The 20,987-nt window shown below is 41.2% G+C and carries 23 protein-coding genes; 2 read left to right on the forward strand and 21 right to left on the reverse strand.

Annotation, left to right across the window (positions count from 1 at the left end; genetic code table 11):
- Window positions 1–7: 7 nt before the first annotated feature.
- Window positions 8–994, reverse strand: a complete 987-nt coding sequence (locus CTY48_RS13585) for a DUF5692 family protein (RefSeq protein WP_099469018.1) — start codon at window positions 992–994, stop codon at window positions 8–10.
- Window positions 995–1,389: 395 nt separating this feature from the next.
- Between CTY48_RS13585 and CTY48_RS13590 the strand changes: the two genes are divergently transcribed.
- The gene (locus CTY48_RS13590; protein WP_099469019.1) at window positions 1,390–2,100 is read left to right on the forward strand and encodes a FadR/GntR family transcriptional regulator; all 711 of its coding nucleotides are present in this window, start codon (window positions 1,390–1,392) and stop codon (window positions 2,098–2,100) included.
- 61 nt (window positions 2,101–2,161) lie between these two features.
- Here the strand turns inward: CTY48_RS13590 and CTY48_RS13595 are convergent, their stop codons facing one another.
- The 10 genes from CTY48_RS13595 to CTY48_RS13640 all read right to left on the reverse strand — a co-directional run bounded on the left by CTY48_RS13595 (window position 2,162) and on the right by CTY48_RS13640 (window position 10,803).
- Window positions 2,162–2,782, reverse strand: coding sequence for an ABC transporter ATP-binding protein (locus CTY48_RS13595; protein WP_099469020.1), 621 nt, complete (start codon window positions 2,780–2,782; stop codon window positions 2,162–2,164).
- Window positions 2,772–3,692, reverse strand: coding sequence for an oligopeptide/dipeptide ABC transporter ATP-binding protein (locus CTY48_RS13600; RefSeq protein WP_099469021.1), 921 nt, complete (start codon window positions 3,690–3,692; stop codon window positions 2,772–2,774). Before CTY48_RS13600 ends, CTY48_RS13595 begins: the two co-directional genes overlap by 11 nt.
- A gap of 12 nt (window positions 3,693–3,704) precedes the next feature.
- The gene (locus CTY48_RS13605) at window positions 3,705–4,547 is read right to left on the reverse strand and encodes an ABC transporter permease (RefSeq protein WP_236354935.1); all 843 of its coding nucleotides are present in this window, start codon (window positions 4,545–4,547) and stop codon (window positions 3,705–3,707) included.
- Window positions 4,544–5,530 carry an ABC transporter permease gene (locus CTY48_RS13610; protein WP_180272732.1) on the reverse strand — a complete coding sequence of 329 codons (987 nt, stop codon included), beginning with the start codon at window positions 5,528–5,530 and terminating at the stop codon, window positions 4,544–4,546. The genes CTY48_RS13605 and CTY48_RS13610 overlap by 4 nt, the downstream gene beginning before the upstream one ends.
- Before the next feature lie 5 nt (window positions 5,531–5,535).
- Window positions 5,536–7,179, reverse strand: a complete 1,644-nt coding sequence (locus tag CTY48_RS13615) for an ABC transporter substrate-binding protein (RefSeq protein WP_236354938.1) — start codon at window positions 7,177–7,179, stop codon at window positions 5,536–5,538.
- A gap of 350 nt (window positions 7,180–7,529) precedes the next feature.
- Window positions 7,530–8,072: a DUF5626 family protein gene (locus CTY48_RS13620; protein ID WP_099469022.1), complete on the reverse strand. Its 543-nt coding sequence runs from the start codon at window positions 8,070–8,072 to the stop codon at window positions 7,530–7,532.
- A gap of 131 nt (window positions 8,073–8,203) precedes the next feature.
- Window positions 8,204–8,629, reverse strand: a complete 426-nt coding sequence (locus CTY48_RS13625; protein WP_099469023.1) for a helix-turn-helix domain-containing protein — start codon at window positions 8,627–8,629, stop codon at window positions 8,204–8,206.
- Window positions 8,630–8,888: 259 nt separating this feature from the next.
- Window positions 8,889–9,314 carry an aspartate carbamoyltransferase regulatory subunit gene (locus tag CTY48_RS13630; protein ID WP_099469024.1) on the reverse strand — a complete coding sequence of 142 codons (426 nt, stop codon included), beginning with the start codon at window positions 9,312–9,314 and terminating at the stop codon, window positions 8,889–8,891.
- Between the two features lie 23 nt (window positions 9,315–9,337).
- Window positions 9,338–10,258 (reverse strand): aspartate carbamoyltransferase, encoded by a 921-nt coding sequence (gene pyrB, locus CTY48_RS13635; RefSeq protein WP_099469025.1) that lies wholly within the window; start codon window positions 10,256–10,258, stop codon window positions 9,338–9,340.
- A gap of 11 nt (window positions 10,259–10,269) precedes the next feature.
- Entirely contained in the window at window positions 10,270–10,803 is a 534-nt protein-coding gene (locus tag CTY48_RS13640) for a nitroreductase family protein (protein WP_099469026.1), read from the reverse strand.
- Between the two features lie 276 nt (window positions 10,804–11,079).
- On the opposite strand from CTY48_RS13640, the gene CTY48_RS13645 reads away from it, so the two are divergent.
- A complete protein-coding gene (locus CTY48_RS13645) occupies window positions 11,080–11,478 on the forward strand; it encodes a putative ABC transporter permease (RefSeq protein WP_099469027.1) in 399 nt (132 codons plus the stop codon).
- Between the two features lie 41 nt (window positions 11,479–11,519).
- Here CTY48_RS13645 and CTY48_RS13650 read toward each other — a convergent pair whose 3' ends face one another.
- From CTY48_RS13650 to rimP, 10 genes are all read right to left on the reverse strand, one after another.
- Entirely contained in the window at window positions 11,520–12,584 is a 1,065-nt protein-coding gene (locus CTY48_RS13650) for a C40 family peptidase (protein ID WP_099469028.1), read from the reverse strand.
- 142 nt (window positions 12,585–12,726) lie between these two features.
- The gene (locus tag CTY48_RS13655; RefSeq protein WP_099469029.1) at window positions 12,727–13,656 is read right to left on the reverse strand and encodes a bifunctional riboflavin kinase/FAD synthetase; all 930 of its coding nucleotides are present in this window, start codon (window positions 13,654–13,656) and stop codon (window positions 12,727–12,729) included.
- A 5-nt stretch (window positions 13,657–13,661) separates the two neighbouring features.
- Window positions 13,662–14,567 (reverse strand): tRNA pseudouridine(55) synthase TruB, encoded by a 906-nt coding sequence (truB, locus tag CTY48_RS13660; RefSeq protein ID WP_099469030.1) that lies wholly within the window; start codon window positions 14,565–14,567, stop codon window positions 13,662–13,664.
- 55 nt (window positions 14,568–14,622) lie between these two features.
- Entirely contained in the window at window positions 14,623–15,576 is a 954-nt protein-coding gene (locus tag CTY48_RS13665; protein ID WP_334293747.1) for a DHH family phosphoesterase, read from the reverse strand.
- Between the two features lie 61 nt (window positions 15,577–15,637).
- Window positions 15,638–15,988 carry a 30S ribosome-binding factor RbfA gene (gene rbfA, locus CTY48_RS13670; protein ID WP_099469031.1) on the reverse strand — a complete coding sequence of 117 codons (351 nt, stop codon included), beginning with the start codon at window positions 15,986–15,988 and terminating at the stop codon, window positions 15,638–15,640.
- 22 nt (window positions 15,989–16,010) lie between these two features.
- Entirely contained in the window at window positions 16,011–18,587 is a 2,577-nt protein-coding gene (gene infB / locus CTY48_RS13675) for a translation initiation factor IF-2 (RefSeq protein WP_099469032.1), read from the reverse strand.
- A 12-nt stretch (window positions 18,588–18,599) separates the two neighbouring features.
- Window positions 18,600–18,914 carry a L7Ae/L30e/S12e/Gadd45 family ribosomal protein gene (locus CTY48_RS13680; RefSeq protein WP_099469033.1) on the reverse strand — a complete coding sequence of 105 codons (315 nt, stop codon included), beginning with the start codon at window positions 18,912–18,914 and terminating at the stop codon, window positions 18,600–18,602.
- The gene (rnpM, locus tag CTY48_RS13685; RefSeq protein ID WP_099469034.1) at window positions 18,904–19,182 is read right to left on the reverse strand and encodes an RNase P modulator RnpM; all 279 of its coding nucleotides are present in this window, start codon (window positions 19,180–19,182) and stop codon (window positions 18,904–18,906) included. The genes CTY48_RS13680 and rnpM overlap by 11 nt, the downstream gene beginning before the upstream one ends.
- 32 nt (window positions 19,183–19,214) lie before the next feature.
- Window positions 19,215–20,291 (reverse strand): transcription termination factor NusA, encoded by a 1,077-nt coding sequence (gene nusA / locus CTY48_RS13690; protein WP_099469035.1) that lies wholly within the window; start codon window positions 20,289–20,291, stop codon window positions 19,215–19,217.
- A 26-nt stretch (window positions 20,292–20,317) separates the two neighbouring features.
- Window positions 20,318–20,785: a ribosome maturation factor RimP gene (gene rimP, locus CTY48_RS13695; protein WP_099469036.1), complete on the reverse strand. Its 468-nt coding sequence runs from the start codon at window positions 20,783–20,785 to the stop codon at window positions 20,318–20,320.
- Window positions 20,786–20,987 lie beyond the last annotated feature (202 nt).

A 20,987-nucleotide genomic window follows, 5' to 3' on the forward strand; every position in this document is an offset into this window, starting at 1 on the left:
CCCTACTTTATTCCGCCAATGCTGATATTGTCTGATATTCTTTTAAGTCTGTATACAACTCACCCTTATAAGGATTGCGTTTTGTCTTTTTCCACTTATAAATCATATAAACCACTACAGCAATGTTAACTGCCAATGATAAAAAGCTAACGATAAAGTATATGGTAGGATTATAGGTAGAGTTTACACGCCATTTTCCAAAATCTTGGAATAACGGGAAGGTCTGTGCAAACATACACCACAGTGCCAATGTCTGAGCGCGGTGCTGCAGCCATGCTCCCTTACCAACTGTAAATGCACACAAGGTCGGTGCCAACAGCAGTGCAAATCCACAGTACCATGAATGATGAGGCAGACAGTTATATGTATAAGCGAAGTTCCATAAATCATATGCAAGAATGTAGAACCACAGCATATCCGGCCAAATCATATCGCGGCTGCCATCGTTTTTGGTCTTTTTCCTAATCTTAATACCAAACCAGCCTGTAATAATCACAATATTCAAGATTCCGGCAATTCCATTCATATAGTTCCAAGAGCCGCCCATCAGCATGACAGGTGCATCAGCGGTCATATCCTGAGCCATTACAGCATACTTGCTGCCCACTTCAAAATCACGTACCACCGCTTCTAAAATGTTGATCGCCAGTATCAACGGTGGGAAGCAAAGGGCTATCTTATTGTCAGCCAATGCCCATTCCTTACCTGTTTTCTTGTTGGTTCCGCGTACATGGCGGATACACCAGAAACCGATACAACCGGCTGTTGCCGAATACACCTTCGCCAAATGAAACCAGTCTGTGTATGTCGTTTCTTTCAGTACCGTAAACCACAGCACCGAAAGTACGGCTGGTAATACCACAAAACCCAAAATTCCAGCTACTTTAAATCTGCGGGTAACTTCGTTCAGCAAAAACAGAATGACAAATACACCAATCCACACCAGCCAAACACTTAGAAACCCTGCACCCTCCTCATAATTAAACTGAAACATAACCTTTTCCTCCTTTTAGGAAATATATTTTTTATTCTGGTCATACCAGTGGTACAATTATAATTTTATTCTATAAAATTTCATTTGGATTGTCAAGCATTTATCAAACTTGTTATAAATTTGTCGTAACAGTTCAGCCCTGCAGAAATGATTATGCAAAATGGCCGTGAGTGCTTGTACTCTAAGGGTCTTTTGTATAATTATTTCTATGGACTGAACTGTTACAATTTGTCTATTTAGGCATATTCTATTGATTTTTATTTGATAGTATGATATTTTGTAACTGTTTAGAGTCACGCAGTGTTTTCGTGATTGACTCTGAACAGCTACGATATTTTTTGTTATCTGATCATACCAGTTTTGGGAATTATATTGGACTTCAGAAAGGAATACAAATGGACTTTACCAAATTAAAGGCCCCTACATTAAAAGAACTTTTTGTCAGGGAATTTGAGACTATGATTCTTTCCGGAAAATTGAAAATTGGTGAGAAACTTCCACCCGAACGCGTTCTGGCTGAACAGATGCAGGTCAGTCGCGCTGTGGTAAACAGTGGAATTGCCGAACTTTCCAGGAAAGGTTTTTTAAAAGTAAAACCCCGTTCCGGCGTATTTGTAATGGATTATCGCCGCTATGGTACTGTAGAGACACTTCTCTCCATCATGAATTATAACGGCGGACATCTGCGCCCGGACGAGATTCGCTCTATCTTGGAAATTAAGATGATTGTAGATAAACTGGCCGTAGAATTGTCAGTGGACCGACATACCGACGAGGATATTGCTTCCCTAGAACGCTATTTAGATAAGATGCAGCGTCAAAACGATAACAGTTCAAAAGCTGCTGATGCCGCCTTCTCTTTTTACCATGAGTTGGCCATGACCAGCCAAAATACGTTGCTTCCCTTAATTTATCGCTCTTTCCGTGTTCCCGTTACCCATCTCTGGATTAGATTCATCCAAAAATATGGAAATGAAGTTGTCTGCAACAGTGCACGGAAAATCTTAAACGAGGTGAAAAATCACGATAAAGCTGCAGCCGTGGCATCCGTGGAGAAAGCAATCTCTGCTTCCATCTCCGGCTCCAAGGAAATATACGAGGTTTAAACTTTTGTCATTGCTATCATACAGCCAAAAAGTGCCGCTGGAATTTACCAGCGGCACTTTTTTACTTCTCTCTCACGTTTGCAATTTCTTCAAATCTCACTACTCTGGAACATATACGCTCAGCCAGCTCAGGGCTGTGTGTTACAACCAGAAGTCCCAAACCTCTTTTTTCAATTATATTCAGCATCATATGCCAAATCTGTGCCTGCGTTATTACATCCAGCATGGTACTCATTTCATCCGCAATGATAAACTGCGTTTGCGGGCCTAACGCTCTTGCCACACAAAAACGCTGCATTTCTCCCCCTGACAATTCGTTGGGATAACGTGTCAGCCATTGTTTTTCAATTCCGATTTCTTCTAAGAAAACCTCGTCAGGGCTCCACGCCTCTGTTAGCGTTTTCTGCATCTTCCATCTTGGATTAATCGCTTTTTCAGGGTGCTGATAAATCAGCTGCACAGGGCAATACCCCCCTTTCGGAAGGGCTTTTCCATTAAAAAGCACGCTGCCGGAAGAAGGTGTCAAATAACCTGCCAAAATCTGAGACAAGGTGCTTTTGCCGCAGCCCGAAGGGCCAATCAGCGCCACCCGTTCCCCTGCTTTAACATCAAAATTCACCTGATTTAACACCATATTATGTTTTGTATATTGAAAACTGATATCTTTTGCTTCAAGTAGCATGAATACAGCACACCTCTCCTCCTCGTAGCGGGCGCATAGAAGGACTTTGTTCACAATCCGTCGTTCTTTTGGAACATCTTGGGGCAAACAGGCATCCTTCCGGCAGCTCCCCCGCATATGGCTGCGAGCCTTCCATAGGTTGAAATCCGTTTTGCGGCATAGCCCTCCATAATGCCTTGGTATACGGGTGGCGCAAAGCATCCATTCCTGCTCTGAAATCTTCTGCCGCAGCTATCTCAACCGTTGTCCCCGCATAAAAAACAGCGATTCGGTCTGCATAAGCCAACGCAAGATCAATATCATGGGTAATCAGCATAACCCCACGCCCTTCATCCGCAAGTGAGCGAAAGTGTCCCATAGCTGTCTGTGCAATTTCCTTGCTCAAACCGGGTGTTGGTTCATCCGCTATAATCAGCTTTGCATCGCCGATTACAGCAGTGGATACCAGAACACGTCTCGCCATTCCTCCGGAAAGCTGAAACGGATACATTTTTTTCACCGTATCTGCCAGTCCATATTTCTTAAATACAGCTTCCTGCTTGTCCTTGCTCCCGCCGTTACCTACTACTTGCTTACCTACCTGCATAAGCGGGTCCAGGTACCCGACCGATTGCGGAACAAGTGCGATTTCTTTTCCCCGAAGCAGTTGCTGTTGTTCTCTGGTAAGTTTTTCACCGCAATACAGCATTTCTCCATTTACCCTTGCATTGTCCGGCAAAATCCCCAATATAGCATGAGCCAGCAGACTTTTCCCGGCTCCGGATGAGCCGACAACGGCAAGAATTTCTCCTTCTTTAACAGCTACACTTAAATTACTGATTACACTCATTTCCTTTTGTTCTAATCCCTGCCCGTACATAAGAAACGAAACCGACAGATCCCGAACATCAAGTATATTGGCTGTACTCATCTTAATTCCCCCTTACTCCTGTGCACTGGCAGGGTCCAGAAGCAGTTTAATCTGCTCACCCAGTTTGTCAAACAACATTACAACGATAACCAGCATTGCTCCCGGAAATAAGACCAGCCACCACATTCCGGTGGCAATATGTTTGAGTGCCTCCGATAAAATAATCCCCATAGCAGGCGCATCCACCGGGAGCCCGAATCCCAAGAAAGTCAATCCAGCTTCGTGTAGGATGGCATGAGGAAACAGTAAAATTAACCCAATTATGAATTGAGGCAGAACATGGGGAACAATATGACGCAATGCAACCTGTACCTTACTGACACCAAATTTTCTGGAGGTTTTAACATATTGTGCGTTTCTGACCTGCATGACCTCACCTCGAATTACACGAGTCAGATTGGGCCAGTGTGTTAAGGCAACACCTATGACAACACCTTTCAGCCCTCCTCCCAGCATAAAGGAAATCAGCATAAGCAAAATCAGATGCGGAACCCCCATGAACAAATCCACGAAATAGGAAACTGCCTTATCTACCCATCCCCCCGCGGTTGCCGCAAGCAATCCCAGCGCAAGCGCCATAAGAGCACTGACCGTTGCTGCCAGCGTACCGATGAGAATACTGGTGGACAGACCTTTCACCGAACGATAAAACATATCTCGTCCCAGATAATCCGTTCCAAAGGGATGTTGGAGGGACGGAACCAGCTTTTTCGCGGAGTAGTCAGGCGCATAGAGTTCCGGGTTCATAACAATTCCGGCTACAGAAATGATTACAAGCAGCAATACAATGGCACATGCCAAGACCACGGTCTTTGTTCTCCGATTCATTTTGTACTTAATTCTGCAATATTTCATCCTAGTTTTCCTCCCTCTCGAATCTGAGGATCCAGTATTCCGTAAAGAAGGTTTGCAATCAAATTGCCGGCAAATACAAATATAACAGAACATAGTGCTATACCGAGCAGTAAGGGAACATCCCCCTTTAAACCGGCGGCACTTACAGCGCTGCCCAATCCGGGGTAGGAAAATACATTCTCTGCAAGCACACTTCCTCCAAACAGCTCACTGAACGATGCAAACTGCAGCGTTACGGCAGGAATAGCAATATTTCTTAGTCCATGCCTTTTTATTATGCTCCATTTACTTTCCCCGCGTGCCCTGGCAAATAGCACATAATCTGTTTTTAAAATATCGATAATCTTTTGTCTGGTATGTAATGCTATACTGGAAATTCCGGTAATACTCAGCGTGAAGGCAGGCAATATCAGATGATGAAGCCGCTCTAAGAAAGTCACCTCACTCGATAGCTTTCCGATGGGTACGGACAGCCCGATGGGAAACCAACCCAGTTTTACGGAAAACAGCATCAAAAGCAATAACCCAATCCAGAACGTGGGTGTGGAGGACAGTACAAAACAAAAGGTTTTCACACACTTATCAAAAAAACTCCCCTGCGTCGCTCCGGATATAACACCCAGAAAAAATCCAAGCACGCCGGATATCAGCCACGCCACCGCCATCAACGTAAGTGAAGCAAGAAAACGACTGCCTAAAATCTGCGCCACCGGCATTTGATAGGTAATAGAAGTTCCCATATCTCCATGCATCAGGTTAGAGAGCCATGTAACGTAACGTTCGACCGGCGTCTTATTCAGCCCCCAATGTTTGGCGACATTTTCTCTTTGTTCCTGAGATACATTGGATTCGGCACCTACATATGCATCCACCGGATCAATGGGAGAAGAAATAACTAATAAAAATGTAACAATGCTAACCCCGACTAATAAGAGTATCATCCGAAACATAGTATTGATTACATGCTTTAAAAGTGGATTCATTGAATTTATCTCCAGTCTTTTGTAAATGTCCATTCATTTAAGTTCTGAATAACCGGTGCTCCGTGGCCATGAGGATGAATTCTTTGTGTGCCAAGGTCTAAACCGTCTCGTACAAAATATGTATGATCAATATTGACCAGCCAGATATAAGGAAAGTCAACATTTGCTCCAGTATCACCGTCATACTGCGCTTTTTTACAGAGCTCAATCGCCTCATCCTCTGAAGTAGCTGCAATCATTGCCTCCAGATATTGGTCGACCGTAGAATTGAAATACATAGCAGAATTACTTAAATTTACCACATCAACTCCTGAAAAAGAAGAATGAAACGCATTGTAAACGTCGATGAAGCTGTAATCTCCGGTGCCGATACAAGTTGGCACATTTCTGACAATCTGCTTGCAGGTTGTCCAGTCAAGAGCGTCGGCAATTATATTGATTCCAAGAGGCTTCGCGCTTTCACTGAGAGCAACTGCTAAATTATAGCGTTGTAAATCATCGGTGCGGCCGGTGATATGGAATTCACACTTAAGTCCATTCTTTTCACGGATACCGTCGCCGTCCGTATCCACCCATCCTGCTTCTTCCAACAGGGCTTTTGCCTCTTCAACCTGCCCATCCGTGAGTCCTGGCTCCTCATTTGCCCATGGCAAGCCTTCGAAGCGTACCCAACTAGGGGTCCCGATTCCATTGAGGGCATTATCAATAATTTCCTGACGGCTGATGCCGATATTCAATGCTCTTCTGACCGCAGGATCTGAAGTAACGTCATTACCGACCGTTTCACCTGCCGCATTTACAGTTTCCGGAATGCAAGGTAAATTAAATCCCCGGTTATCGGAAGTTTTGATTGTTTCAATATGCATACCTTCAACAGGCTCTTTTGCATATTCCGGATTTACCATAACCAAATCCAACTGACCGGACTTTGCGGCAGCAAGTGCCGTCTCCTCATCAATACTCAAGAAAGTAATTTGCTTAAACTGCGATTTCGTTCCGTAGTAATATTCATTTGGTTCTACAATAAGCTGCTGCCCCACGTCCAACTGCTTTACCTTGAAAGGTCCGGTTCCAATCGGATTCGATGCATAGGTATCGTTATATGCATGTTCCGGTACAATTCCAAGTAATGCTACCGTGCGGGTAAATGGAGAATACGCCTTATTCAAGGTAAACTGTACCTGATTGCCGTCAATAACTTCCGCTTTCTCGAGCATTGTCAAATCCACGCTGGAACCGCTGTTCTTAGCCGTATTAAATGTAAATACCACATCTTCCGGCTTCAGTCCCTGCCCGTCAGAAAACTTGACGTCGTCTCTAATCGTAAACGTATAAATCAGTCCATCCTCACTTACTTGATAGTCTGTGGCTAAGTCGCATTCTGTCTTTACGTCTGTGGTTATTTTCAAAAGCGAGGTATGAAACAAACCATATCCATAAGTACCGTAACCCATGCATGGGTCAAAATTACCGTCATCAAAACCACTGCCAACCGAAATGGTAAGAGAATCTTGTATCTCTGAAGAGGAAGCCTCAGTTGCTGATGTAACGGATGCCTCTTTTTTATTTGTATTGCTTGTGCAACCTGTCAATGTGGTTAATGCTACTGTTGATAGAAATAATAGCATCGTTAGTTTTTTTGTATTCATACACCCTCCATATTTTGTTTTACTTTTTGAAATCAAATGGTTATAATTTCAAACAGGTTTCATTATACATGACATAAATGTTCAATACAAGCCCTATATTTCTTGCCCCAATTTCCGCCCCAGCTTCTTCTAAACACAGCACAATACAAAATCTATTTTTTTTTAAATCACCATTATATAAAAAAAGCTGATAACACATTACTTATATTTACTACTAATAAAAAATGACTCAGAAGCGAGTCATTTTTTATTGTACTATATTTTTTATAATATTAAAAACTACTTTCCATTATATGTATAATAATCTTATGTCATAATCTATCCGATGATTTCTTAATTTTATTATTGTATTACATCTGATAGGATACATTAATATCATTGTCGGAACCGGTAACGGTTCCCTTTAACCAGCATGTACCAGTGAAAATACCACCATATCCGGTTACATCAAATTCTAATTTCCCATAGCTTGAACTTCTAGTCAAAGAAGTATTGTCATATGTACCGCCTATTACTAAAATCCATTTATCATACACGGAAGTACACTTATTTCCACTTACATCCATGTAAAAATAACAATTTAATACTCCGGACGTATAGGACACTTTCCATGAGGTGGTAGATGCTGCAGCTTTTAAGAGTAAGCCAGATGTTGTGCTTTTTTCTACCTGCTCAATGGAAATAGTATACTCCTCTCCATTCTTATCAATACCCGTATAGGATTGATTTGGATTTTCTTTAAGATTCTCAAAACTGATTGTCCCAGCGGCTGTTACACCAGTCGTATCTGAAACATCTGTTGGTTCGGCTGCGAAAGCAGGTAAAGCTGAAAATGCAAAAATAGCCATTGTAGATACTAAACCTAAAATTTTTCTCTTAATACTTTTTGTCATAATTCTTTTCCTCCTTCAATGTAGATAGTTTTGATAGTTTTTATATAAGCAAAATAATAGATTATTAACACATAAAAATCACCCCCCTTACAAAGTGTTTTATATATTAGTTCATTCTCCCCACATACACGTTACCTTTTATTAAAAAAATAAATTATTAAATGTACAATAAGTGTAATTGCTAAGATTATTCCAAAAAAATTAATAATCAATAGTACGGTCATTTGACTATTCGTAAAGCCGCTTATTAACAGAGATATTATAATGGAAGCAAAAAGTATTATTATCCATACAATATTATTTTTGTATTTTACTTTCTTTGTTGTTTCCTTAACTAAGGGTACTTCTTTTAAATTATCGATATTATCATCTAATAAAAAATCAATAGAAACCCCTAGGATTTTGCTAAGCTGAATTACATTATCGGTATCAGGTAATGATTCATTTAATTCCCATTTTGAGATGGCCTGACGAGAAACTGTAATTTTTGATGCCAGCTCTTCTTGAGACATTTTTTTCTCTTTTCTCAAATATTGTAATTTTTCTCCAAACGTCATATGATTAACTCCTTTTTTTGATAACTAAATTATAGTAAATGTAGCAGTTGCACACCACCATTTCTATATGGAATTTACGCAACTACAAGTTGCAACTATCATTTACAGACAGTATTCTCGATTTTCTTATCGCAGGTATCCGGAATTTCAAGATTATTCTATTATATTTTAAAATAGCAGACTCCTATCTAGGAATCTGCATAAAAGTAATCTTATAAACTTATTTCTTTACGGACTAACATCTTTGGATGTGTTTTACCTACCGCTCATACTTCTCCTCACAATACTTACACCGGTAAACTTCCTTCTCTTTATCCGTCAATATGAAAACCTGCTCCAATTCCTGCTCGATTGAGGTAATGCAGCGAGGGTTTTTGCATCTAATCACATTCACAACCTCATTCGGAAGTTTCAGTTCTCTTTTTTCCACTATCTTAGCATCCTGAATAATATTCACTGTGATGCAGTGGTCGATAAAGCCGAGGATATCCAAATCAAGCATATCAATGCTGCATTCCACCTTCAGAATGTCCTTCTTTCCCATCTTATTGCTTCTTGCATTCTTGATGATAGCGACACAGCAATCCAGCTTATCCAGATTTAAATTATGGTAAATCTCCATACTCTTTCCTGCCTGAATATGGTCAAGTACAAATCCTTCATTAATACTTCCTACATTTAACATAGCTTCTCCTTCTCTGTGCTCGTCTAATCCACACTGATTTCCAATAAGATCAAGATAAGTGCCATTCTGGCATATACGCCGTATTGTACCTGCCTAAAGTAAGCGGCTCTCGGGTCGTTATCCACCTCCACAGATATCTCGTTTACTCTTGGAAGCGGATGAAGCACAAGCATATCCTCTTTTGCCAAATCCATCTTCTTCATATCGAGAATGTAGCGGTCCTTCAAACGTACATAGTCCTCCTCATTGAAAAAGCGCTCCCGCTGTACTCTTGTCATATAGAGTAAGTCAAGCTCCGGCATTACCTCCTCGAGACGCTCCACTTCCTTAAACTTAATGTTATTTTGAACCAGAACATCCTCTCGGATATAGTCAGGGATTTTTAATTCTTCCGGTGAAATGAGAACGAAGGTGATATTTGTATAGCGAACCAGTGCATCAATTAAGGAATGTACGGTTCGTCCGAATTTCAGGTCACCGCAGAGTCCGATTGTCAGGTTAGAGAGGCGTCCCTTTAAGGAGCGTATCGTAAGTAAATCCGTTATCGTCTGGGTCGGATGCTGATGCCCTCCGTCTCCCGCGTTGATAACCGGTATAGAAGACTTTGTCGCAGCTACGAGCGGAGCCCCCTCCTTCGGATGCCGCATCGCACAGATATCTGCATAGCAGGAAATCATTCGAATGGTATCGGACACACTCTCGCCCTTTGCGGCGGAGCTTGAGGAGGCAGAAGAAAAGCCTAGCACGTTTCCGCCTAAGTTCATCATGGCCGCCTCAAAGCTAAGTCTCGTTCTCGTGCTTGGCTCGTAAAAAAGAGTCGCAAGCTTTTTGCCGTTGCAGGCGTGCTTATATTTATCCGGATTATTTTCAATATCATTTGCAAGGTCAAGAAGCTGCTCAAGCTCCTCAACAGAAAAATCCAACGGGCTCATTAAATGTCTCATCAAGCTTCCTCCTATTTATACTCTAACAAATCCTCAACAGTTTTTCTTTTTGGTGCGTTTGGATGTTCCGTTTCATATCCGATGGCAATCAAAGCTGCAACCGCTCTATCCTCTGAGAGGTCGATTACCCTTGCAATCTCATCCTCATCGAATATTCCCATGATAACGGAGCCTACTCCCAGCTCATGTGCCGCAAGGCAAAAGGTCTGGCTTGCCACTCCTGCATCAAACATCTGCCAACTTCCTTCTTTTTTCGTTGTATAAGAACCATCTCTCTCAAAACCGCTGCGGTTTTTAATATAGGTCACAACGACTAGTGTCTGCGTACCTGCAAGAATTCTTTTGTTGCCTTCGCTTACATATTCCATAATATTCTGTTTTATTTCATTGTCTTCAACTACAACATAGCGGGAAATTTGAGTATTTTTCCAGGAAGGGGAAAAAGAAGCTGCTTCTACGATTTGTTCAAGAATGGGGTGACTCACTTTCTGGTCGGTAAATTCACGGACACTTCTTCGAGATTTGATGCATTCGATTGTATTCATCAGTAATTCCTCCTATTCATATATAAATTGTTATTTTGATATTGATTAAGCTGTCAAATGGGTTTTTGGCACCTTAATTTTGGCTCTCTAAAACTTCTCGTCTTATTCTATACTAAACCTTTCACAAATTCAACCATTCTAACTAAGAAAAGACCTATTATTTAATTTAATAACAAAAGTAATTGGCTGCTTATAATCTGAGTTCGGTATACTTTTGGTTATTGCGGGTAAAATAAAACTATGTGAAACCATAATTGATATGAGGAGTCGTTGGCTTTGAAGAAAAACTTTATTCTATGCGGAATATGCGGCTGGTGCATTGAGATACTGTGGACCTCCTTTGAAAAATTCAGGAGGCGCGAGATGAAGCTTGTAGGAAATACCTCTATCTGGATGTTTCCCATCTATGGTATGGCTTCCTTCCTCTCACCTATTTGCCGTTTCCTGAAAAATTCCAATATTTTTATCCGCGGGCTTGTATATATGTCATTTATTTTTACAGGGGAATATCTGACCGGCTATTTTTTAAAAAAGCACAATGTATGCCCGTGGGATTACAGTAAATCCAAATATAACATCAACGGACTTGTTCGTCTTGACTACGCCCCGCTTTGGTTTATTGTCGGATTGTTTTTTGAAAAATTAGTCAACCGCGGTGCAAAAAGGAACACCTAAAAAGTAATCTATACTTTTTGGTGTTCCATAATAGTCTAAATTTAATTGCTTAAAAATCTTCTTGCACGAATCGGTGTTCTGTAGTTCATGTTTGAAATCTTGATACCGGTTCTTGCTGAACTGGCATGAATTACTTGTCCGCCGCCAATATACATTGCAACATGGTTTACAGAGCTTCCGTTGCCATAGAAAATTAAATCTCCCGGCAATACACTGCTTAAATCAACCGATGAACCCATCTGTGACTGGGAAGAGGATGAATGAGGCAATGATACACCATATTTTGCAAGAATAGATAATACAAATCCTGAGCAATCTGCTCCGTTTGTCAAGCTCGTTCCGCCCCAAACATAAGGATTACCAAGGAACTGCTTTGCATACTCAACAATAGATACACGAACGTCTGAAACGCCCTCGCCATATTTTAATTCAGTAGCTGTAACAGCCTTTGGAAGCTCATAAGAAATATCTACGAACTCCTTGGAAATAAAGCCTTCATCGGAATCGACGGTAACCTTAACCCATTCGCCGTTATCTTCCAGCACTTCTAATTCTTCTTCAATCGGAATAAGAGTAAGAACCTTTGCATCTGTACTTGGCTCCATACGCACCTTCAATGTGGTGGTATTTACCGTAGCCATCACTGTCTTTACTTCCTCAGCCTTTGCGTTAGCTTCTTCTCCTGTCAGCAAATACTCTGCTTTTACATAACCGGTTACTTTACCGGATTTAATCTGATACCATGCACCGTCCTCTGAAACCTCAAGAACTTCACTTCCTGCATTCTTCGGAAGCTTTCCTACAATTTCAGAATCCTCACTTGCTTCTTCTCTGATATTTAGGTATGTGTCTACATTTGCCACACCTAAATTCGTATATCCCTTTACAACAGATACAATCTCTTTCTCTTCCTTGGTCAATGCTGCGATGTCTGACGCTACCGTCTCGCTATCCTCTGCACTTATATAATAATTATCTAAAGCTGCCGTCACTCCGGCAGTTGAAATATTTCCTAATCCTGACGCATATACACTAAAGTCAAACCCAGTTGCCAACACTGCACTCAATACACAAATACTAGCTGCTTTAATTACTGTCTTCTTCATTAAAAACCTCCGCTATACTCCATCCAGCCCATCAATATAATTTAAAATTAATAGTTACAAATTTTCTATATATCTTCATTAAAATTTCATCAAATAGTTGTTACATAATTATTAAATTTATTACAGGCATATTATAACAATATTATAGCGGATTGTCAATAAAGTATTTCCGAACAATTAAAATATCTTGTTCCATTTTTTCTTTCAGTGTCTCAACAGAGTCAAATTTCAGCTCCGGTCTCTCATACCAAAGCAAGTCAATCTCTATTATTTTTCCGTATAAATCATCTTCATAATCAAAGATATAGGTTTCCACTCCCCGAAGCAGTTCCTCGCTGACAGTAGGTTTGCTGCCGATATTCGTAACACCCTTATAGCATTTTCCGTCAATGACGATTTGAGTGGCATACACACCGTAAGGAGGCAAAAGCTTTTCCTCCGGCGGAACAAGATTCGTCGTCGGCATACCGAGCGTTCTCCCCAGTTTTTTACCATGAACCACCTCTCCGATAACCGGGTACGGGTATCCCAGCATATCGCGTGCTTCCTCTATTTTTCCGGCTTCGATAGACTTCCTGATTCGGGTGCTGCTTATCTCACTGCCTTCATATGTAAGTTTATCGACTACCTCTACCTCAAAACCGTATTCTTTTCCAAACTGCTGAAGCATCCGGTAACTGCCCTTTGCCTGATAGCCAAAGGTACAGTCGGGGCCAACCGCAATATAGCCGACTTTCAGCCGTTTTACCAGTATTTCTTCAATGAAAGCCTCCGCCTCCATATGGGCAAACTCTTTTGTAAACTCACACTCTATGACATAATCGAGTGAATATTGACCCAATATTTTTTTCCGCTCCTCTTTTGTCAAAAGGACAGCAATATCGAACTCACGCAAAAAAGCCCCCACCGGCTTGTCAAAGGTAAACAAAACGGATTGGAAGCCCTCTTTCTTTTTTTCTGTTACTTTATGAATCAATTTCTGGTGACCTGCATGCACACCATCAAATTTGCCAAGAGTAATCGCTGATTTTCCCTCTAGCATAATATCTTCAATTTTATTTCTATATTCCATGATGACTATTCTCCCAAAAACATTTTTAACGGAGCAAATCGCTTATTCTTTTCATCGTACTCGTATACACCGACAAACGTCTCTGCCTCGTCATAAACGCGTATTTTACTATCGTTCAGGGAAAAAACTTCTGAATTTTTAATGCATTCCTTTTGAAACGGATTTCCGTTGTAAATCAGCTTGTTATATTTCTCATCTATAATAGCCTTTGGATATGCACGAAACGCATAATCAATTGGTATAATTTTCTCGTTTAATAAATCTTTTTCTTTTAATACAACAATTTCATCAATTTTCAGGCTATCCGCTATAAGAAGTCCGTTTGCCTTTGTGCGAAGCAGCTCTTCCATACAGCCAAGGCACCCCAGTTTTTCCCCGATATCGTGACACAGGGTTCTGATGTAGGTTCCCTTGGAGCAGGAAACTTCAATCACCACTCGTGGAAGCTCTATCTTTTCTATCCGTATATGATAGATTTTAATCGGGCGTGCTTCACGTTCAATGACTTTACCTTCTCTTGCCAGCTCGTAAAGCTTTTTCCCGTTGACCTTAAGCGCGGAATACATAGGAGGTATCTGGTTGTAATCACCGACAAAGCTGTCAATAGCCTGCCTTACCTCTTCCTCCGTACATCCGACCTCACGCTGCTCGAGTATTGTTCCCGAAGTATCCTGCGTGTCAGTCGACTGCCCAAGCAAAAGTGTGGCACGGTAGGTTTTATCCTTATCCTCCAGCATATCACACAGCTTTGTGCCTTTGCCAAGGCAAATCGGCAGTACACCCTCAGCATCCGGATCTAAGGTGCCGGTATGTCCGATTTTTTTCTGCTTTAGGATTCCGCGCAGCTTCGCCACCACATCATGGGAAGTATAGCCCTTTTCCTTGTAAACATTTAAAATTCCATTATACATTGGTTAACCTCAACCGTATTATTTTTCTTAAACTGTCTGTAATTGCTCAACAGCTTTACCGCTGCAACTGCTCTTCAATATGTAAGGTTAGATTGTTCACTACGTCGTGAAGTGTTCCTGCCATCGCGCAGCCCGCTGCCTTCTTGTGACCGCCCCCGCCAAAATAGCTTGCAATCTTACTAACATCCACAAGATCGGAGGAGCGAAGACTTGCCTTATACTCATGGTTACCTGTCTCATATAGGAAGATGGCGCATTCGCATCCTTCCGTCACGCGAAGCTGGCTGACAATTCCCTCCAAATCCTTCGAGGTTACACCGTAAAACAACATGTCTGCCTTTCGAAGTGCACTCATAATCACTTTTCCGTCGAGCAGAAGAATGCTTTCCAGCAATGCTCTTCCTAATATTTGATTTTGAACATAAGTCTTCTTATAGAAGGTTTCTTCTATGATTCTGGAAAAGTCAATTCCCTTTGCGATAAGCTTTCCTGCGATATTCATCGTAAGCTCTGAGGTATTCGAGTATTGGAACACTCCCGTATCGTGGACAATGCCGGTATATAATGCCTCCGCAACTGCGTTGCTCACCTCATCTTCCTCGAGAAGTGTGTATACAAGTTCACAGGTGGAGCTTGCGTCTGTCACAATATGATTGATATTGGCATAGCCTTTGTTGCTTATGTGGTGATCAATGCATATTGTCTTCTTCGCACTGTCAAAATATTTTACTGCCAAGCCAAGTCGTTCCTTATCGCCGCTGTCGAGAGCGATGAATAAATCGTATTCTTTTTCCTTTTGGTACAGACTGTCAATCTTGTCCGCATTTTTTATAAAGTGAAAAACCTCTGAAATCTCTTCCAGATAAATATCAACCTCGATATCTTTGTGGCACTCCCTGATATAATTGTATACACCAAGGCAGGAGCCTGCGCAATCGCCGTCCGGTCTGACATGACCTGCGATTGCAACAGTTTTTATTCCTTCAAGCTGGTATGCTAACTTATCCATCATCATTCCACTCTTCCTCCCGGTAACGCTACATTTCAAACTGTAACCCCCGCAACACCTGCTATTTGTTTACGTCATCAATCAGCTTTGACATATTGATTCCGTACTCAATTGACTGATCTAAAATAAACTTAATTTCCGGAGTATTTCTCAAATTTATGGTTTTGGCAAGCTGGGTTCTGATGAAGCCCTCGGCGCTCCTTAATCCGGCAAGCGTATTCTTCTGGGATTCCTCATCCCCCAATACGCTGATATATGCCTTGCAGCTCTTTAAATCAGGCGCAACCTCCACCGCAACAACAGAAGTCATCGGGTTGATACGAGGGTCCTTCATTTCTCCGCGTATGATGTTACTCAGCTCACGCATTACCTCTCCGTTGATTCTTGTATTTTTAATGCTGTTTTTTCTCATACACTATCACTCACTTTCACTGCTATCTAGGAACTTCTACCATTGTGTAAGCTTCCACAATGTCTCCCTCTTTTAAGTCGTTGTATTTTTCCATTACAAGACCACATTCATAGCCTGCCTTTACTTCCTTTACATCATCCTTAAATCTCTTTAATGAAGCAAGCTGTCCTTCGTAAATCAGAACGCCGTCACGGGTTACTCTTACGCTGCATCCTCTCTGGAACATACCGTCCAGTATATAGGAGCCCGCAATCGTTCCGATTCCGGATGCCTTAAAGGTCTGTCTTACCTCCGCATGACCGGTTACCTTTTCTTCAAAGATAGGGTCAAGCATACCCTTCATGGCAGCTTCCACGTCCTCAATCGCATCATAGATGACACGGTATAGTCTCAAATCTACCTTTTCACGGTCTGCAATTGATTTTGCTGTTACGTCCGGTCTTACGTTAAATCCGATGATAATTGCATTGGAAGCGGATGCCAATATAACGTCTGATTCGTTAATCGCACCTACGCCACCGTGGATAATCTTTACGACAACCTCCTCATTGGAAAGCTTTAACAAGCTCTGCTTGATTGCTTCCACAGATCCCTGAACATCTGCTTTCACGATAATTCCAAGTTCTTTTACGCTTCCCGCCTGTATCTGAGTGAATAAGTCATCCAAAGATAATTTTGCCTTTGTATCATCAAGCATTCTCTCTCTTCCCTCAGAGATAAAGGTTTCCGCAAAGCTTCTTGCCTCTTTCTCATTGTCGGTAGATACTAAGATTTCACCTGCATTCGGCACATCATTCAAGCCTAAGATTTCAACCGGAGTAGACGGAAGTGCTTCCTTTACACGCCTCCCCTTGTCATCCATCATAGCACGAACTTTACCATGACAAGAGCCTACTGCAATCGCATCACCTATATGAAGTGTTCCCTTCTGTACGAGAATGGTTGCAACGGTTCCCTTTCCTTTATCAAGTTTTGCTTCAATGACAATACCTCTGGCATTTCTCTTCGGATTTGCCTTAAGCTCCAGAATATCTGCTGTCAAAAGAATCATTTCCAGAAGCTCGTCGATACCTTCTTTCGTATGAGCGGAAACCGGTACGAAGATGGTGCTTCCACCCCAGTCCTCGGATATCAACTCATGCTCTGCCAATTCTTTTTTTACTTTATCCAAGTTTGCACTTGGCTTATCAATTTTATTGATGGCAACGATGATTTCAATTCCTGCTGCCCTCGCATGGTTAATCGCTTCTACCGTCTGAGGCATTACACCGTCATCAGCCGCTACAACAAGAATTGCGATATCGGTTGAGTTGGCGCCACGCATTCTCATTGCGGTAAACGCTTCATGTCCAGGTGTATCCAAAAATGTAATCTTTTGAGTATCTGACACATTGACAACATATGCACCGATGTGCTGTGTAATTCCGCCTGCTTCCTTCTCAATTACCTTTGTCTGTCTGATTGCATCAAGAAGTGAGGTTTTACCATGGTCTACGTGTCCCATAACACAAACAACCGGCGGTCTTGCCACTAATTTGCTCTCGTCTTCCTCATCTTCCTTCAGAAGCTCTGCAATAACATCAATTTTTACTTCCGCTTCCGCAATAAAGTTATACTCTAATGCAATTTCCTCAGCCGTGTCAAAATCAACCTCCTGATTAATGGTAACAACGGTTCCCTGTAAGAATAATTTCTTTACAATGGCTGACGGCTGCTGCTTCATCTTTTCAGCAAGTGCTTTGATGGTAATTACCTCCGGTAAGGTGATTGTCTTGATTTCATCTTCCTTCTTCTCCACTACCGGTGCAACCGGCTTTTCCTGCTGGAAGTTATTTCTCTGCTTGAAATTGGAATTGTTTCTATTGTTCTGATTTCCCTTATTTCTTGCGTTATTATTCTGCCCATTTCCCTGCGCATTATTTCTATTGTTCTGGTTATTGTTTCTGTTGTTTGGTCCGTTATTTCTATCTCTTTGTGTATTATTATTGATTGGTCCGTTGTTTCTGTTACTTTGTCCCTGTGCATTGTCCCTGTTACTTTGTCCCTGCACATTCGGCTGTACGTTCGTTCTGTTGTTCTGTCCCTGCTGTACATTAGCCTGGTTGGTATTTCTGTTATTTGTATTCGGTCTCTGTCCCTGATTCACATTTGTATTATTTCTATCATTGGAAGGAGTGTTCTGACCCGGTCTTACATTCTGATTAGGTCTTGTATTCTGATTCGGTCTTGCATTCTGGTTTGGTCTTGCGTTCTGATTTGGCCTTGTATTCTGATTCGCTCCGCTATTTCCACCGTTTCCTTGTGGTCTGTTCGCGCCCTTATTGGAAGAAAAATTATTCTTGCCGGCATTCGCTCTGCTATTTTGCGGATTATACACCTGTGTAATGTTGGAAGGCTTCTTTACCTCGGCTTCATTCGCCTTAATTTCCGGAGCACTCTCGCTCTTTTTTCCTCCGGTAAACGCTGCCTCCACCATCGCAACGGCGTCGTCATTTAATGTACTCATGTGGTTTTTAACTTCTATGTTTTTATCTTTCAACAAATTAACTATCTCTTTACTTTCTTTATTTAACTTTTTCGCCAGTTCATGTACTCTCATACTTACTACCTCCTAATTACTTTGATTTGTTTCCAGTTGCTTCACTATAGCCTTCGCGAATCCTTCGTCAAGTACAGCCAAAGAAGCTCTCACTTCTTTTCCCATCGCATGACCTAAAGAGTCCTTAGCACCAAAAAAGTATAAAGGCACTTTATAGTAAGTACACATATTGCTAAACATTTTTTTGGTATTATCAGATGCATCCCCTGCGATAATAACTAATGATGCACCACCTGATTTGACTGCCTTTTCAGTTGAAAACTCTCCGCTTGCTATTTTTCCTGCTCTTGTTGCCAGTCCAATTAGAGAAAATATCTTATTTTGCATCCAGTCTATCCAACTCCTCTTCAAGGCTATTATAAATTTCCAGTGGTATTGTGCATTTTAATGACCGCTCTAAGCCCTTATTTTTTTTCGCTTTCAAAAAGCACTCCTTCGAAAAACAGATATATGCACCACGGCCATTTTTCTTGCCCGTCGTGTCTATCACGATTTCGTCCTCTGAAGTCTTTAAAACACGAATCATCTCTTTTTTATTTTTCATTTCATTACACCCGGTGCATTTTCGCATGGGTATCTTTTTTATTGTACTCACTCTATCACTTCCCTAGGTGTTATTGTTATTTTTTATTCTTCTTCCATTACCTCAAAGTTTTCGCCTGCCTCTTTTGCCTGCGTCTCACTCTTGATATCTATCTTAAAGCCTGTTAATCTTGCCGCTAATCTTGCATTTTGACCTTCTTTACCGATTGCCAGTGACAACTGATAATCCGGTACCACTACGCTTGCAGTCTTTGCATCCGCATCTGCTATAACGGATACTACCTTAGCAGGGCTAAGTGCATTTTCAATTAATATCGCCGGATTTTCACTCCAGTTGATGATATCAATTTTCTCGCCTCTAAGCTCGCTCACAATCGCATTTACTCTCGCACCGTTTTGTCCTACGCATGCTCCTACCGGATCTACATCAGGATTGTGGGACCACACAGCAATTTTCGTTCTGGAACCTGCTTCTCTGGAAATACTCTTAATTTCAACCGTTCCGTCCTTTACCTCTGTCACTTCTGCTTCAAACAATCTCTTCACCAGCTCAGGGTGTGTTCGAGACACCAAAACCTTAGGACCTTTTGTTGCATCCTTTACTTCCAAGATATATACTTTAATTCTCTCTGCCGGTCCGAATACCTCGCCCTTTACCTGCTCATTTTCATTCAGCATGGCATCTACTTTACCTAAATTAATACTAACATTCTTGCCAACATATCTTTGAACGATACCGGTCACGACATCTTTTTCTTTTTCGTAATATTGGTTAAACAAAACTTTTCTTTCTTCTTCACGAATTTTTTGAAGAATTACGTTTTTCGCATTTTGTGTTGCAATTCGACCAAATTCTTTGGATTTAATCTCCACATTGACAATATCACCAAGCTCATACTTGCTGTCAATTAATTTTGCATTGGCAAGACTTATCTCTGTTACATTGTCTTCAACTTCTTCCACTACTACCTTTTCTGCATATACGGAAAAATTGCAGTTATCTCTGTTGATATTTACCTTCACGTTATCTGCTTTTCCAAAGTGGTTTTTACAAGCTGTAATAAGGGAATTCTCAATCGCATCAAGTAAGGTATCCTTGCTGATGTCTTTTTCCTTTTCCAGTATATTTAACGCTTCTAACAGTTCATTATTGTTGTTCATCTTCTTATCCTCCTAATCTAATCCTTCTAAAAATCAAATGCGAGTCTGATCAATGCAATATCAGTCCTTGCTATGTTCATCTCTGTTTCATCCTCAAACACTAAGGTTACACTATATTTATCATAGGCTTTTAATATTCCTATAAATTCCTTCTGCTTATCAATTGCTTTGTATGTTCTGACTTCCACTTCTTCTCCGAGGCTTCTCTCAAAATCTCTTTCCTTCTTAAGTGGTCTGCCAAGCCCAGGTGAGCTGACTTCAAGTATATATGCAGTGTCAATAAAGTCTTTGTTGTCAAGCACCTCTCCCCACGCACGGCTTACGATTTCGCAGTCGTCCACGGTAATGCCGCCTTCTTTGTCAATGTAAGCTCTCAAATACCAGTTTGAGCCTTCTTTTACATATTCTACATCAACAAGTTCAAAACTATTCTCTTCTATAATCGGAAGAATCATTTCCTCTGCCCTTTTTTCATACTCTTCTCTTTTTGACATTATACATCGCCTTTCCGTCACCATTAAATAAGAGTGGACTTACGCCCACTCTTGCTTTCATCAACTTATATCAATTGTTATTATAGCACCTTATTTTATCAATTACAAGGGGTTTTGGTTTTTTTTCACATTTCTGGTTACAAAGTAGGAGAATGTGAAATTAGAGGTAATTTCCTATACCATAAAAAAAATACCTAAAACC

It is taken from the genome of Konateibacter massiliensis, assembly GCF_900184995.1.
Lineage (GTDB): Bacteria > Bacillota > Clostridia > Lachnospirales > Lachnospiraceae > Lachnotalea > Lachnotalea massiliensis.

Coding starts and splice junctions, on each gene's coding strand:
- CTY48_RS13600 (WP_099469021.1), bottom strand. CDS start 3,692: ATGAGTACAGCCAATATACTTGATGTTCGGGATCTGTCGGTTTCGTTT.
- CTY48_RS13590 (WP_099469019.1), top strand. CDS start 1,390: ATGGACTTTACCAAATTAAAGGCCCCTACATTAAAAGAACTTTTTGTC.
- CTY48_RS13585 (WP_099469018.1), bottom strand. CDS start 994: ATGTTTCAGTTTAATTATGAGGAGGGTGCAGGGTTTCTAAGTGTTTGG.
- rbfA (WP_099469031.1), bottom strand. CDS start 15,988: ATGAGAAAAAACAGCATTAAAAATACAAGAATCAACGGAGAGGTAATG.
- truB (WP_099469030.1), bottom strand. CDS start 14,567: ATGTATAATGGAATTTTAAATGTTTACAAGGAAAAGGGCTATACTTCC.
- infB (WP_099469032.1), bottom strand. CDS start 18,587: ATGAGAGTACATGAACTGGCGAAAAAGTTAAATAAAGAAAGTAAAGAG.
- CTY48_RS13615 (WP_236354938.1), bottom strand. CDS start 7,179: ATGAATACAAAAAAACTAACGATGCTATTATTTCTATCAACAGTAGCA.
- CTY48_RS13605 (WP_236354935.1), bottom strand. CDS start 4,547: ATGAAATATTGCAGAATTAAGTACAAAATGAATCGGAGAACAAAGACC.
- CTY48_RS13655 (WP_099469029.1), bottom strand. CDS start 13,656: ATGGAATATAGAAATAAAATTGAAGATATTATGCTAGAGGGAAAATCA.
- CTY48_RS13595 (WP_099469020.1), bottom strand. CDS start 2,782: ATGCTACTTGAAGCAAAAGATATCAGTTTTCAATATACAAAACATAAT.
- CTY48_RS13630 (WP_099469024.1), bottom strand. CDS start 9,314: ATGTTAAATGTAGGAAGTATTAATGAAGGATTTGTACTTGACCATATT.
- CTY48_RS13650 (WP_099469028.1), bottom strand. CDS start 12,584: ATGAAGAAGACAGTAATTAAAGCAGCTAGTATTTGTGTATTGAGTGCA.
- CTY48_RS13680 (WP_099469033.1), bottom strand. CDS start 18,914: ATGCAAAATAAGATATTTTCTCTAATTGGACTGGCAACAAGAGCAGGA.
- CTY48_RS13620 (WP_099469022.1), bottom strand. CDS start 8,072: ATGACAAAAAGTATTAAGAGAAAAATTTTAGGTTTAGTATCTACAATG.
- pyrB (WP_099469025.1), bottom strand. CDS start 10,258: ATGAGACATTTAATGAGCCCGTTGGATTTTTCTGTTGAGGAGCTTGAG.
- CTY48_RS13625 (WP_099469023.1), bottom strand. CDS start 8,629: ATGACGTTTGGAGAAAAATTACAATATTTGAGAAAAGAGAAAAAAATG.
- CTY48_RS13610 (WP_180272732.1), bottom strand. CDS start 5,530: ATGAATCCACTTTTAAAGCATGTAATCAATACTATGTTTCGGATGATA.
- CTY48_RS13665 (WP_334293747.1), bottom strand. CDS start 15,576: ATGGATAAGTTAGCATACCAGCTTGAAGGAATAAAAACTGTTGCAATC.
- rimP (WP_099469036.1), bottom strand. CDS start 20,785: ATGTCAAAAAGAGAAGAGTATGAAAAAAGGGCAGAGGAAATGATTCTT.
- nusA (WP_099469035.1), bottom strand. CDS start 20,291: ATGAACAACAATAATGAACTGTTAGAAGCGTTAAATATACTGGAAAAG.
- CTY48_RS13640 (WP_099469026.1), bottom strand. CDS start 10,803: ATGAATACAATCGAATGCATCAAATCTCGAAGAAGTGTCCGTGAATTT.